Origin of the sequence: Sphingobacterium sp. GVS05A (genome assembly GCF_019969845.1) — a bacterium.
GTDB lineage: Bacteria > Bacteroidota > Bacteroidia > Sphingobacteriales > Sphingobacteriaceae > Sphingobacterium.
On record NZ_JAHXYR010000007.1, the window covers coordinates 260,597 to 273,475 of the forward strand.

Annotated in this window: 13 protein-coding genes; 2 read left to right on the top strand and 11 right to left on the bottom strand. The window is 32.1% G+C overall.

The window, feature by feature from the left end:
* Positions 1 to 47: 47 nt before the first annotated feature.
* The 8 genes from LC454_RS18295 to LC454_RS18330 form a co-directional block, all read right to left on the bottom strand.
* Positions 48 to 290, bottom strand: coding sequence for a CBU_0592 family membrane protein (locus LC454_RS18295; RefSeq protein ID WP_223583890.1), 243 nt, complete (start codon positions 288 to 290; stop codon positions 48 to 50).
* A 12-nt stretch (positions 291 to 302) separates the two neighbouring features.
* A complete protein-coding gene (locus tag LC454_RS18300) occupies positions 303 to 1,010 on the bottom strand; it encodes a phosphocholine cytidylyltransferase family protein (RefSeq protein ID WP_223583891.1) in 708 nt (235 codons plus the stop codon).
* Positions 1,007 to 1,918 carry a choline kinase family protein gene (locus LC454_RS18305; RefSeq protein WP_223583892.1) on the bottom strand — a complete coding sequence of 304 codons (912 nt, stop codon included), beginning with the start codon at positions 1,916 to 1,918 and terminating at the stop codon, positions 1,007 to 1,009. The genes LC454_RS18300 and LC454_RS18305 overlap by 4 nt, the downstream gene beginning before the upstream one ends.
* Before the next feature lie 21 nt (positions 1,919 to 1,939).
* Positions 1,940 to 3,145 carry a LicD family protein gene (locus tag LC454_RS18310; protein ID WP_223583893.1) on the bottom strand — a complete coding sequence of 402 codons (1,206 nt, stop codon included), beginning with the start codon at positions 3,143 to 3,145 and terminating at the stop codon, positions 1,940 to 1,942.
* A 652-nt stretch (positions 3,146 to 3,797) separates the two neighbouring features.
* Positions 3,798 to 4,004 carry a TIGR04149 family rSAM-modified RiPP gene (locus tag LC454_RS18315; protein WP_223583894.1) on the bottom strand — a complete coding sequence of 69 codons (207 nt, stop codon included), beginning with the start codon at positions 4,002 to 4,004 and terminating at the stop codon, positions 3,798 to 3,800.
* A gap of 83 nt (positions 4,005 to 4,087) precedes the next feature.
* Positions 4,088 to 5,734 carry a vitamin K epoxide reductase family protein gene (locus LC454_RS18320; RefSeq protein WP_223583895.1) on the bottom strand — a complete coding sequence of 549 codons (1,647 nt, stop codon included), beginning with the start codon at positions 5,732 to 5,734 and terminating at the stop codon, positions 4,088 to 4,090.
* Positions 5,735 to 6,071: 337 nt separating this feature from the next.
* A complete protein-coding gene (locus LC454_RS18325) occupies positions 6,072 to 7,094 on the bottom strand; it encodes a TlpA family protein disulfide reductase (RefSeq protein WP_223583896.1) in 1,023 nt (340 codons plus the stop codon).
* Between the two features lie 286 nt (positions 7,095 to 7,380).
* Positions 7,381 to 7,737 (bottom strand): IS66 family transposase, encoded by a 357-nt coding sequence (locus LC454_RS18330; protein ID WP_410528665.1) that lies wholly within the window; start codon positions 7,735 to 7,737, stop codon positions 7,381 to 7,383.
* Positions 7,738 to 8,979: 1,242 nt separating this feature from the next.
* On the opposite strand from LC454_RS18330, the gene LC454_RS18335 reads away from it, so the two are divergent.
* Together LC454_RS18335 and LC454_RS18340 are read left to right on the top strand one after the other, a co-directional pair.
* Positions 8,980 to 9,615, top strand: a complete 636-nt coding sequence (locus LC454_RS18335; protein ID WP_223583898.1) for a hypothetical protein — start codon at positions 8,980 to 8,982, stop codon at positions 9,613 to 9,615.
* Between the two features lie 9 nt (positions 9,616 to 9,624).
* The gene (locus tag LC454_RS18340; RefSeq protein WP_223583899.1) at positions 9,625 to 10,293 is read left to right on the top strand and encodes a glycosyl transferase; all 669 of its coding nucleotides are present in this window, start codon (positions 9,625 to 9,627) and stop codon (positions 10,291 to 10,293) included.
* A gap of 495 nt (positions 10,294 to 10,788) precedes the next feature.
* Here LC454_RS18340 and LC454_RS18345 read toward each other — a convergent pair whose 3' ends face one another.
* The 3 genes from LC454_RS18345 to trpA form a co-directional block, all read right to left on the bottom strand.
* On the bottom strand, positions 10,789 to 11,328 hold the full coding sequence (locus LC454_RS18345) for a DDE-type integrase/transposase/recombinase (protein ID WP_223583900.1): 540 nt from the start codon (positions 11,326 to 11,328) through the stop codon (positions 10,789 to 10,791).
* Between the two features lie 434 nt (positions 11,329 to 11,762).
* Complete coding sequence (locus tag LC454_RS18350) at positions 11,763 to 11,984, bottom strand: hypothetical protein (protein WP_223583901.1); 222 nt, start codon at positions 11,982 to 11,984, stop codon at positions 11,763 to 11,765.
* Between the two features lie 132 nt (positions 11,985 to 12,116).
* Positions 12,117 to 12,878 carry a tryptophan synthase subunit alpha gene (gene trpA / locus LC454_RS18355; protein WP_223583902.1) on the bottom strand — a complete coding sequence of 254 codons (762 nt, stop codon included), beginning with the start codon at positions 12,876 to 12,878 and terminating at the stop codon, positions 12,117 to 12,119.
* Position 12,879 lies beyond the last annotated feature (1 nt).

The following is a 12,879-nucleotide window of genomic DNA, read 5'->3' on the forward strand; positions in this document are numbered from 1 at the left end:
TTTATTTTATTAACCACATTGTGTGGTTAGTATTCACACCATAACAATCAATCTTTATCCTTATATTTTGTAATTCCATATATTGAAATTAAAACCCATAATGCATTTGAGGCTATATTTGGATAATCTACATAGTAAAGAGAACTGATGATTAATCCGCTGCCACCAAACAAATTTAATCCTTGATATAAAAATGAATCGAATTTCAAATGCTTTAAATTTAATAATAGGAAACTCAATGAACAAGATAAAAAGCCGATCCACCCAATTATTGAAATAATAATCTCCATAAGTTCTTTTTTTTAATAAAAATATTCTTGTAGTTTCATTAGATCATATTTGTTATCTATTTCAAACCAGTCATTTTCAGCGATCGTAGAAATCTGTATTTGAAACTTATTTAAAAAGTGAACAATGAGATAGTCCCAATACATTTGTTTAACAGAATTGTATTTAATAAATTGATGAATATACTCGTAAATTTTGATGCTATCATCTTTTTTCCAAAATGATACACCACTCATAATATATCTTTTTTTATCATCGAGCTTATCGTTATGCTCTCTTGGTAATATAATTTTTCGTAAGTATAAATTTCTGTCAAAGTCCAGAACCCATTCGTTTCTCCAGTTCTCCTTCAAGCCTGAAAAATACGTAGAATAAAAAGGTGTATCTTTTGGAATAAAATTTCTGTTCATAAAAACGTCGCCTTCTAATATATAGGTATCTTCCAAGAATCCACTTGCGGATGCTAATGAATACAAATTATTAGTTAAAGCGTAATCTGGATTATAGATAAGTTTCACAGCATGCTTTTCATGTAAATATTGAAATTTGTGACTTTGATAGCCCGTTACGATATAAATATCATCGATACCTCTTTCTTTAAGATATCGAATTTGTGTTTCAATAATAGTTGTATCTTTAATCCTTAATAAGGGCTTCGGTGTGATGACGGTTAGTTCTTCTAATCGGGAACCTAATCCAGCGGCCAATATAATCGCGTTCATAAGATAGAGGAAATTTTTTTTATGTTATTAATAGCTCTATTGTAGCGTTTAAGTGCGTATTTGTTGAGATTTTGTTTTGCATTTATCTTAATAATTGACCAAGTATACCATAATAAATCCTGTTGAATTTTATATGCTAATGTTTTCAATGCTAGATTATCTATTGCCATATCAGTGTAATATAAATTGAAAAAGAACTCTTCTTCATAAGGGGATAATTCATATTCAAGAGAAAATGCAGATAAGTCCCAGTGTGAATAATTAGTTCCAGCATATTCCCAGTCAATTAGGTAAGCTTTCTTATATTGTGGTTGAAATATAAAGTTTTCTGGTGTGGGATCATTGTGACAAGGTAATAAAGCATCTTCAAAACAGCCAACATCTTGAGATATGTCAAGTGCCCATTTAATAATTCCTTTGAAATTATCAGCAAGTTTTATATTTGATCCTTTGCAGATATCTATGTATTGTGTTATTTTTTCAGAAAATAAAAAATTTTTCGAAAAGGTGATTTTTGCGTTGTGAAGTCGCTTTAAAGTCCTTGCTACTTCATTTAGAATAGTTAGTCTATTTGAGGTGTATAATGAACAGGACTGTTCAATGAATTTTGTGACTTGGATGCCTGTTTTTTCATCAAAATACAGGACATCTGCATTTATGTCTAAATTTGCTATTGTCTCTATGATCACCTTTTCTTCTATTCTATCAATCATAAAAGCTGTTCCATCTCCAGGAATCCGGACAACAATATCATACTCTCCATTCGTCTTACAATAAAAGTTTTTATTTGTCATTCCCGATTCTATTTTTGTAATTTGAAGGAACTTAGTTTTTGAGAAAATATTTTTGGCTAGAATTTCTCTTAAAGTTTCGTTCGTATTTGAATCTGTGTTTGAAATATATTTCATAAAACGTATAAATACATAACTCTAGTTTGCCTGAAGAAGTCTTCCATTGTTATTGGTGTTGATGTCTGCTGTTATTGGGAATAAATTGTTTTGTTCTGTTTTATGGCACCACCTATAGACTTCAATTCTCGATCTCCAATTTTTGTATTGATGATCGAGATATGTTAAGGTATCATTAGGTATATAAACTTTTTCGTTAACAAACATCATTGGTTTTAGTGGAAAAACTACTTTTATTTGTTCTGTTTTATAGATGAAATCTAGATCATTTCCGTTAGTTTTATACAGCCATAAATCCACGAAGGGAAATGAGTAGTTGTAGCCAGGTATTAGAGGGAAATTTCGATTCCAGATTTTATAACATTCGATCTCTCCACACCAAAAATGCTGGGATACTTCATATATGCCATCGTTTCTAATCTTGTTTAGTAAACTTGGTAAGTCTTCAACATCAATTGAAATATCGATGTCATCATCCCATCCCATAAATCCGCCATGTCTGATACAGCCAAGCAGGGAACCATCTGATAAAAATAGATCTAGATTTAATTCTTCCTTAAGCTTAAATAGATATTTAATTATCTTAAGAGCCTCTTCTTTTTCATGATTTTCCCACAAATTGATAGATAGGATATAATTAAGTTTTCTGTAATTTATGTCTTCTAAATATTTATGATAGGAGTCTGTAAGAAAAAGAGACTTATGTTCTTCGTATACTACATCTAATTCTTCCTTATCTATTAAGGTCATTAGTAGATTATCTACAGGATAAATCATAGGGTTTGAACATTCTAATAATTTAATAACCCCTTTTTTTGTCAAAAAATATGCACTTATATCGAGTTTGATTCCGTTAAAATAGGTGTCATCTAATACGTCAGGTCTGATTACAGCATCATAAGGTATAAAAACATCCCATTGTGGAGATGAGTTATCGAACATTTCAAGAAGATTTTCATAGGAGCCAACATATTCAATAATATTTTCAACAATCAAACATATTTCGTTTTCGCTTTTCACGAAATTTACCCAAGCAGTATAGTGAAATCGATACTGACTCATTTCTAATTCACTAATTGGAATTTTGAATTGCTCCTGAAAGGTACCTTGATCGCATAAAATTTCTATTAAATCGGTATCAGTTATTTCGATGATTGATATATCAATAAAATCTTTAAAAAATTTGCACGTGTTTTTACTTTTTATATATATGTTGCCGTTTGTCATAATTTGAATAATTTTTATAAATACTGTATTTAAAAGTGCTGTTAATTGATTATAGTGAACACCTTTTAATATCAATTCTGAAAAATCTGATTATTATTCAACTATCCGCCATGTACAACGTATTACTAGAAAATCAGGATTTTTACATTGATCCGATTTGAGAAATATCTTTAAAAGATATTAAATCTCTATTAGAAACTAATAGAGAATCAAAGGCACTCTATCGATTTTTTATATTACGCATAATAATTTTGATTTTATATTCGCTTAAGTAATTGATTAAGGAAAATCTATGTACATCTTAATTGTTTTTCTGGAGTTGGCTTGGTAATATAAGCGTTTGAGGGTGCATTTTCAACAGAACGGATTTTTTCTATCTTAGGAGCTTTTAAAGTCTTCTTACTTAAATAGACAGCATTTTAATTTTTGTATTACGATTTCTCTTACCCATGAGTAAGAGAGGAATTATCCAAAATTCTTTACATTCTTTTTATTTGTGGATGTAGATTTTGAATCAAAAAATATAATTTCTATTCGGTATGCTTATATATCAATATCATTTAAAGAAGCACCTACTTCCCTTTATTAATGTGAAGCAGGTGCTTAAAATTTTTTGCTATATCACATAAAAAAATTGAAACAATGGTTCTTTTTAAGAACATCCATAAAATGGCCATCCATTATAACCGCAGGTTCCTGGTTTACAGTCTGTTGTTACGCAGGCGTCTCCCGGTCCTCTTCCGTCTACACCGCATGCCCGAACGCAGCCACTTCCACTTGCTCCGCCAATAATTTGTTTCAATTCCTCTTGAGAAAGAACTTCCTCGGGCTTAATTGATTTAAAACTGATTTTTTTCATGATTTTATATTTAAGTTTACAATGATCACATACTCCAGATCATTTTTGGAGGATCTTTTTCAGGTAGTCTTCTGCTTGGGGCTCTACCTAGTTTCTTTTAAAATATGTTTCAGTTCACCAATTTGATAAGAATCCGGAAGTTCATAACCATCGATAAAAAAGGTAGGGGTAGCTCTTATCTTCATTTGGTTGCACCAATTTTTCATTGCTTCTATTTTTTCTCCCTGTTGTGTTAATTCTTCTTTTATAGGATATTCATTAGCGAAGACAGTGTAATCTTTTGTTTCAGCTCTATACCAATAGTCCAAGGCTTTTTTTACAACCTCCATCCCATCTCTTTCCTGTATCGCTAATAGATGTTGTACAGGGGGGGTCTTTATGTCTGTCTTTTCTCCTGAGGCTGTGAAGATGACACGTACCTTTAGATTTGAATTAAGATGGATGAGTTCCTCTAGTTCTGGATGTGCATTCGCGCAAGGGCCGCAATATGGGTTGCATACTTTTATAATTTCATGTTTGGCATTCGAATTCCCTATTAGAATGCCCATACCATCGGTTGAATATATAACTTTCGTTTCTTTCTTAAGCAATGTATTAAAAATATAGGGGTTATAACGTAGACGCTTCCATTTTTTTTCATAGTTCTTGGCCTCTTTGGCAGATTTCAATAGTGGGATTAAGTGAAATGTCGAAATAAGAACTGATACTCCAATAAATAGTAAATTGATCAACGGAGATAACGAGACGATATTAAAGCCATATTGATAAAAATATGTTACTGCAAGTGTTCCTGATAGGAATAATACAACCTGAACAGCTAAGCATAATGGACACCACTGCTTTACAATTTTCCATTGGTAATAAATAGAATAAAAGGAGTATGGAAAAGCTAAAATTGCTGATAGAAACCAATAGGGCATAAACAAGATGTTGGATGGACCAAACAGCAGTTGTGATAATATAATGGTGGTAAAATAGCTAAATCCTAAAATAGACCAACTTAATCCGAGAACAGATGCACCTTTTGAATTGAGAACCGCAATACAATTGCGTTTTCCTCCACCTCCGCAAACTTCCTTTAGGAATGGATTATGAGCATCTACTTCATGCCATACAAGTAATACGCCTAGTAGCCATCCAGTGGTAATAATTGCCATAAAAATAGTACCTAGTCCATTGAGAGGATAAGATGTGTTTATTAAACCATATGTAATAGTAAAGATCCAAAAAATTGTAAAAAGCAATATAGGTAAATATTGTGATAGTTTCTTTTTGTGTGATTTTTGTTTATTTTCGAAATAATTTATTTCGTTTTTTGCACATTCTCCATTCAATAATAATATAACGCCTTTATCCATTTCCTCAAAATCACTTTTAGAGATCACATTTTCAATATTTTTAATCGGATCAAGGTAACGAATTCCTCTTTCGTCTACAGCAGTTACAACAGTAAAACACCAATGCGACCATTCCGCTTGCTGGATAGGGCAAATGAAAGGCACCTCTAAATCTTTATAATCATATTCTCCCTTTCGTATAGCGGCGCTGTCAATACCATATTCTTTTAAACAATCCATCACAGTAAGTATTGAAGGGAATTCTATATGCTCAAAAATGAGTTGATTTAGATTGGTAGGCGTATTTTTAACATTATAAAGATTTAATACATATTGGCATATTTCAACAAGACTATCTTTTGGATATCCGGTATTTAGAAGTTTTCGTAGCATTTATCTTTCAAATTTTAAGTTTATATCATTTTTTATCTTGGTTTTTTTATAAACTTTCTATCTCTAGAAGAAAGCGAAATATTTATATTATTTGATTAGTTTCTACTAATATACAATAGAAAAATGAAAATTCTTTAAAATTTAAAATATTTTTTTTTCGGACTATTAGATATATAATCCCACCCTAACTAGCTATATTCAAAACTAAATAATTCTAATAGGTTAAGCTTTTGTAGATAAGGCCTAAATTCGTTATATTCACAATATGGGGTGTGGGATAGTCTTTTGTGTTAATCTTCTTATCATAGTTTGTTTCGCATTTTGCTGATTCCCATAGCTACAGCATATTTAATATGCCACGAAGTTGGTCAATCTGAAAATTGGATCGGACAACCTTGTTTTCCTTTGTATTAACGATAACATAGCGTGGAAATGAATATATACCCAATTCCTTTCGAAGGTTAGGGTAATCCCTGTCCTCAAAGATGTAATTTTCATATGTATATATATGTTTTTCCAAATATTGCTTCCATGTTGCAAATTTGTCATTAACAGCTATGCCTACAAATTTAAATTTTCCATTATTCTTATACTCATTAACGATTCGCTGTAGCTCAGGGTGCTGAGCTATACAGGGGCCACACCATGTACCCCAAAAATCAATAACTAGGTAGTCGGTACTGTTGTAAAGCTCCCTGATATATTTTTTTTCTCCACGCGAATTTGTTACGGTAAAATTGGAGACAGGTACATTTTCTTTTGGTTTATATAATGTAACCATACTCTGATATTTTTTTAAGACTCGTTCGCTGTCAAAATATGGTGAGTTTTCTTTCCTCAGTAGCTGAATAAGCTGATAAATCGAATCTTTATTTTGGAATACAGTACTAGAATTATAAAAAGAAAAACTAGGGTTTTCTAAGAGATGTGTTAGATACTCTTCACTGAGCTTATTTGCCGAATATTTTGTAAGAATTTTTAGGAATTCGCTCATTCTATTGTTATCGCCCTTAATCTGTTCCTCCATAGCTGGAATATGGGTTAAATCGAGAGTTTTTGCTATGGTTTCCAATTCAGTAAATTGTTTGTTCAAATCGCTTCCATATACTTTTAATTGATGTGTATTTATATTTATATCCATAGTTAGATCACTAGAATCAATAATAAAAGAATAAAAAAAGTTTGGTGGGAAAATCTGGTGTCTACGGAAAAAACTAGAGAAGTCCTCTCGGTTTGTGAACGCGCTGTCTGACAGGGCTAGTTGTGCAAAATTGAAACGACCTTTTTCAAGAATTTTATTTATTACAAACTCGCCAGTTCCATTTTTAACTTCCGCTTTGAAGATATCATCATTAATCAATACATAACTATATGCTGGTAAGGTATCAGCATGGGCTTTAAATCTTAACCGAATGTTTTGGCCATAATTATTGCAGATTGCCAAAAAGGTGAAAATGAAAACGAATAAGAGCTTGTTCATAATTGCTTGTTTAAATTGAAGTTAAAGAGAAAATATGAAAAATAGTGAGAATAAATATTATTTTTTGTTTAAATGTAACTATTCAAGTTCTTTTTAAGAATTTGCAATAGTAAGGAAAGCATTAAGTATACCTTGTTGATTTTTATCCGCTTTATAAGCTACATGTCTATTGATTTTGTGAATAAAGATCCTTTAGTTTTTTATGGTTTATGTAAGTTATATTTTGCAGGACGTATTTTAGCCGATGAAATGGATTTATCTTGTGTTTTTTACAGATAGCGAAGAATGAATATATCATTGCTACTCGCTGTGCTGCCTCATGGCTACCCGCAAAAAGATAGTTTTTATGATCCAGCGTGAGAGGACGAATGGCAATTTCCCATAAATATTTGTCAATAAGCAGATTACCATCATATGAATGGATCTGTATGTTTTCTCTGGCGAAGATCTGCTTCAGGCGATATAACGGAAGATAATCCATATACTTACCTGTCAGGATCATGGCCAGCAACCCTGCCGAAATACGAAAATCTCACCACTGGTAGCCCGACGTTTCATCCCCAAACCTATCAGTCCTCAGAGCCCGTCAAATGATTTCTTCATGTCGCAGAGCTGTCATAAAGATAAAAACAGTGCGATGAACCAAGTGCAAACATCGTTACAGACGCATAAGAGGCGATAGAAGCGCAAGATCTTTTTGATTTTTATACACACGCCGTTGGGATAAATAATCTGAACATCGTTCCTTCTTGACTGAAGGAAATAAAGCTACCACACGCAATGTCATTTTCTTTACTTCGCGAAAACCAATAATAAAACTTGCTTCGTTGATCCCATTTTCCGCGCTGCTGACAGTCAGCTCTCATAGACAGAATACAAGTTGTTCATAACAATAAAGCTAAACACTAATGGAATATAAATCAATATGTACTTGGTAGGTTGGAAACATGCAATATTATGTTGGGAATTTTAGATAGAAGAGCACTTTTTCTGTAATATCCAAATATTGGGAAACTGTTTTGAGCGGTAAATTTGGGAACTAATGAAAAAATAATATAATTTCTTGTAATAATATTTAATGATTTTCACTACTTTAGAATGATGATGAAGATTAATTGATAATTATGTTAAGTTTATCTAGCATTTCAGTGAAATTTTTATAAGTAGTAAAAAAGTTGCGACTGATGGGGATTAGCTAGTTATAATAATTTTGAAAATATTTGATGCAATAATTAATTGATTTCTGTTTGGATAGGATCTAATAAATTCATAGATGGTTCTGTTTGATGATAATTTTTGAGAATATGCAGATGATATTTATAAGTAAATAGTTAGCCTTAGTGTAAATTATTGAAAAAAAAACAATTTAAAATCTAATAAAACAGAAGAACTTCTCTTTAAACAAGAGCTCATACAGACTATTTTGAGGGCTCGAGGAGAGCAAGGCTGGAGTAATATGTACGGATCTATATAGTGTGAACACGGATTGGGTATCAACTTATCTTTTTGCCGAATTGCGATTACAATTAAAATGGAGGCGTATTATCGCTAGATTTGAACTTCTTATTTTGGAGGTTTACCGATTGGGAATTAATAGATCTCAGTAAGCGAGATTTTTCCTTAGAAAGCTCTAGCTTATTGAGGGGATTGGAATAAAATTTATATCTTATTCTAAGATTGTGTTATACCAAATGAAACTTCTGTAGGGAATTGGTTGAAGAAATATATTCCGTTAAAAATAAAATTTTTATTAAGCATTAGTGAAATGAAAGATATTCCGGTATTTGCTATTAATCTAAATAAACGGTTGGATAGAAAAAATCATATAATAAATCAGTTCGATAGTAGAGAGGAGTTTGAATTAAAGATAATAACTGCTATCGAACATGATATTGGCGCTATTGGGCTTTGGAAGACTATGCGAAAGATTGTTCTACAAGCAAAAATAAGTCAACAAAAATATATAATAATATGCGAGGACGATCATACTTTTACTGTTAGTTATGTTAAAAATGTGTTGTTTGAGGCAATTAAAAAGGGAGAAGGTTTATGTGCAGATCTTTTGCTGGGTGGAATTAGTCATTTTGATGATGCTGTTGAATTTGATAAGGGGATTTTCTGGATTAATGGGTTTACGGGCACCCAATTTTTTGTTATGTTTCAGCGATTTTACGATATATTTCTCAATTTGAGGTTAAACTCTCATGATAATATAGACTTATCAATGAGTTCTGTTAGTACCAATATATATTGCATGTATCCGTTTATTTCTGTGCAAAGAGAATTTGGATATTCTGATATCACAAAAAAAAATGAGAAATTAGGAGTTGTAGATGAATACTTTATTAAATCAGAGAGACGCCTAAAGACCTTATCATTTTTGAAGGAACTTTTTAAATGAATTTATACGATGAAAGATAATGGAAATGAAATCATTGTGCCAACTTATATTATCAATTTGAAAAAAAGGAAAGATCGTTTGGCCCACATAAAATCTCAATTTAAACATAGAGAGGAATTTGAAATTAATATTGTTGAAGCTTCGGAGCATACGATTGGCGCCCTCGGTTTATGGCAAAGTATATGTAAAGTAATAAGACTAGCCATTGAAAAAGATGAAGATGTTATTATATTGTGTGAAGATGACCATGAGTTTACTGAAGATTATAACAGAGAAAACTTCATTGAATCTATTTACGAAGCGTATCGTTTGAAAGCAAATCTACTTTTGGGTGGTATTAATGGTGGATTTACTAACATATTACCACTACCTTCGGGATTGTTTTGGTTGGACAATTTTTGGGGTACTCATTTTGTAGTTGTATTTAAGACGTTTTTTGAAACTATATTAAATGAACCATTTTTAGATACTGATGTTGCCGATATAAAGCTTGCTGAGATGACCAGTAATAAATTTGTTATGTATCCAATGATTTCAATACAAAAAGGTTTCGGTTATTCAGATATATCGAAATCAAACCATACAAACGAACATCTTCAATACCTTAACTCTACTAATGCATTGCGATTGAAAAAGATTTATACCGCTTATAAAAATTCATTGTTGTTACAGATGTAAAATAAGTATTGATAGTTAAACAAAAAATGAATATGTTAGTGGGGTAGTTCTAATATCCCCTACTTCTTTTAGCAGTTAGCGAATTATTCTAAGCTTAGAATAAACTCCGTGGGCTTTTGATTGTTTTTTACCAAGGAAATGTACCTGTTATAAGTTTAATCCATACTAAAGAATATCATTGGAAAAGAAATCACCGGAAAATAAATAAATCTATAATCTCTGCGTTAATAGAGGTGTTTTTTTTAATGTGATTCTATTATAAATTTTAAATATTAGAAGATAACTTATAAAAGCTATACTAAAAAAGCTGTTGCATATGCTGCTCCAAAAAACTAGACATAAATTTAAGGTATGAAATAAATAGATGAGCTTTCCCCATTTTTGGAACTATTCGAAAGTAGAAAAATCGACTTTTTTGAGCTGTTTTTCGATAAATATTTCAGGTATTAGATCTTCTAAATAGCTATGGGGCCTAAAGTGGTTATATTCTACCCGCTAGTTCTCTATTTTTTGTTTGGCATCCTTCAACGAGAGGAACCAATTTGTATTTAAGCATTCACGGCGAAAACTTCCATTGAACGATTCAATATACGCATTATCAGTTGGTTTTCCCGGTCTCGAGAAAGTAAGTTCCACTTTTTGCTCATAAGCCCACCGATCCATTTCCTTAGATATAAACTCTGAACCATTATCAACCTGAATCTTCTTGGCCTTAACACCGCTGAATAACCTTAACTGTTCTAAAGCGTCGATAACCTGATATCCGTTGATACCTTTTCCCACATACATTGCCATACATTGACGACTATAATTATCCACTATAGTTAAGCATCGGATTTTTTTGTCAAAAAGGGAATCCGAAACGAGGTCCATACTCCAGCAATCGTGTAATTTAGAAAATGTAGGTCTTTCGGACAGATGTGAGGCAGCTCTGGAACGATTGGGAGGTTTACTACTTAAGTTTAATCCTTCTTCTTTATAAATGCGATAAACCCTTTTATGATTATCCAACCATCCTTCACGTCGTAAATGCACATAAAAGGTTTTTATTTTTTGAAATAATTAAAAACCTAGTAGCGAAGAAACTTATGATAGATAAAACAATCGCTTCAAAATAGTTCGAGTCACTTGGTGATAGATCAGGATATACTATTTCTCCTTTCTGAGTTATGTCAAAAGAAATTCTTATGAATAGTTTATTAAAAGAGAGAAAGTATCTTTTCTTATAACAATATTTTTATGATTACTGTTATTGCATGATCCATGCAGAGTGGCAAAAAAGCAAGTTTTATGGAGATTCTAGGATAATAAGCTCATTCATATCGTACATAATCCAATAACGTTCTAGTAAACACTTATTGAAGGTCTATTTTTAAGGGACTGGTGAGTTGGTCTATTGAATGGTTTTTATAATCAAAAATATTATCGTCAATAGCCAATATAACGGCTATTGACGATAATATTTTTGATTACGTTTTGACACAAAACAGAAGCGTCGGATGACTATGAGTACTTAAATCATATGCGCATTTACCTATATTGCCGTCGCTTTGTTTACAAGGGGCTGATTCTTGCTTTCCTGTGCAAGCAAATTGATCACCACTGCCATAATCCCCACCAGTAATTTTTTTCAGATCCTCTCTTGAGAGAATCTCTTCTGCTTTAATAGATTTTAAATTTATTTTTTTCATTTTTAAATTTATAATGTTTAATTGCTCTTGAACATTGTTTGATAATCAAATATAATAATAAATCGATAGAGACGGAAATAGATAAACGTGAGTTCATCACTTGTGTAGAACCCACATTAGCACTTTGTTGTATTACCCTTTTATTGATTTTATAAAATCAGGAATTTTATCCATATAATCTTTTTCTCCAAGCCTTTTTACAAACGCGCTACCAATAATTGCTCCTGCAGTATATTGACTTGCTTTTTGAAAAGCGTCTTTGTTTGAAATTCCGAATCCAACGATCAGTGGGTTTTGCAGCTGAAGATCATGTATCCGTTTGAAATAAGCATTGGTATCTTCGCCCACATCTAGCGTTTTGCCAGTTGTGGCATTGGAGGATAATAAATAGATAAAACTATTGGATAGACTATCTATTTTTCGGATTCTTTCAGTTGAAGTCTGTGGTGTTACTATAAAGATATTCGCAATGCCGTTTTTCTCAAAAGTTTCCCTATAGAGATCCTCGTATTCATACATCGGTAGGTCGGGAATAATGACGCCATTCACACCGACATTTTTGCATTCTTCACAGAATTTCTCTACGCCAAATTGGATTACGGGATTAACATAGCCCATTAGAAAGACCGGGATCTGTACATGTTGGCGTAGTTCACGTAACTGTTCAAATAATTTTTTGACAGTCATTCCATTGGCTAGGGCAACTTCCGAACTGTGTTGGATAACAGGTCCGTCTGCAACAGGATCAGAGTAAGGAAAACCTATTTCCAAAAAGTCGGCACCCGCTTCTTCCAATTTCTTGGCTATACGGACTGTACTGTCCAGTTCGGGATATCCTGCTGTAAAATATATAGATAGAAGGGGATTACCTTCCTTTTTTTCGATCGTATTCATG

Coding starts and splice junctions, on each gene's coding strand:
- LC454_RS18295 (WP_223583890.1), bottom strand. CDS start 290: ATGGAGATTATTATTTCAATAATTGGGTGGATCGGCTTTTTATCTTGT.
- LC454_RS18300 (WP_223583891.1), bottom strand. CDS start 1,010: ATGAACGCGATTATATTGGCCGCTGGATTAGGTTCCCGATTAGAAGAA.
- LC454_RS18305 (WP_223583892.1), bottom strand. CDS start 1,918: ATGAAATATATTTCAAACACAGATTCAAATACGAACGAAACTTTAAGA.
- LC454_RS18310 (WP_223583893.1), bottom strand. CDS start 3,145: ATGACAAACGGCAACATATATATAAAAAGTAAAAACACGTGCAAATTT.
- LC454_RS18315 (WP_223583894.1), bottom strand. CDS start 4,004: ATGAAAAAAATCAGTTTTAAATCAATTAAGCCCGAGGAAGTTCTTTCT.
- LC454_RS18320 (WP_223583895.1), bottom strand. CDS start 5,734: ATGCTACGAAAACTTCTAAATACCGGATATCCAAAAGATAGTCTTGTT.
- LC454_RS18335 (WP_223583898.1), top strand. CDS start 8,980: ATGAAAGATATTCCGGTATTTGCTATTAATCTAAATAAACGGTTGGAT.
- LC454_RS18340 (WP_223583899.1), top strand. CDS start 9,625: ATGAAAGATAATGGAAATGAAATCATTGTGCCAACTTATATTATCAAT.
- LC454_RS18350 (WP_223583901.1), bottom strand. CDS start 11,984: ATGAAAAAAATAAATTTAAAATCTATTAAAGCAGAAGAGATTCTCTCA.
- trpA (WP_223583902.1), bottom strand. CDS start 12,878: ATGAATACGATCGAAAAAAAGGAAGGTAATCCCCTTCTATCTATATAT.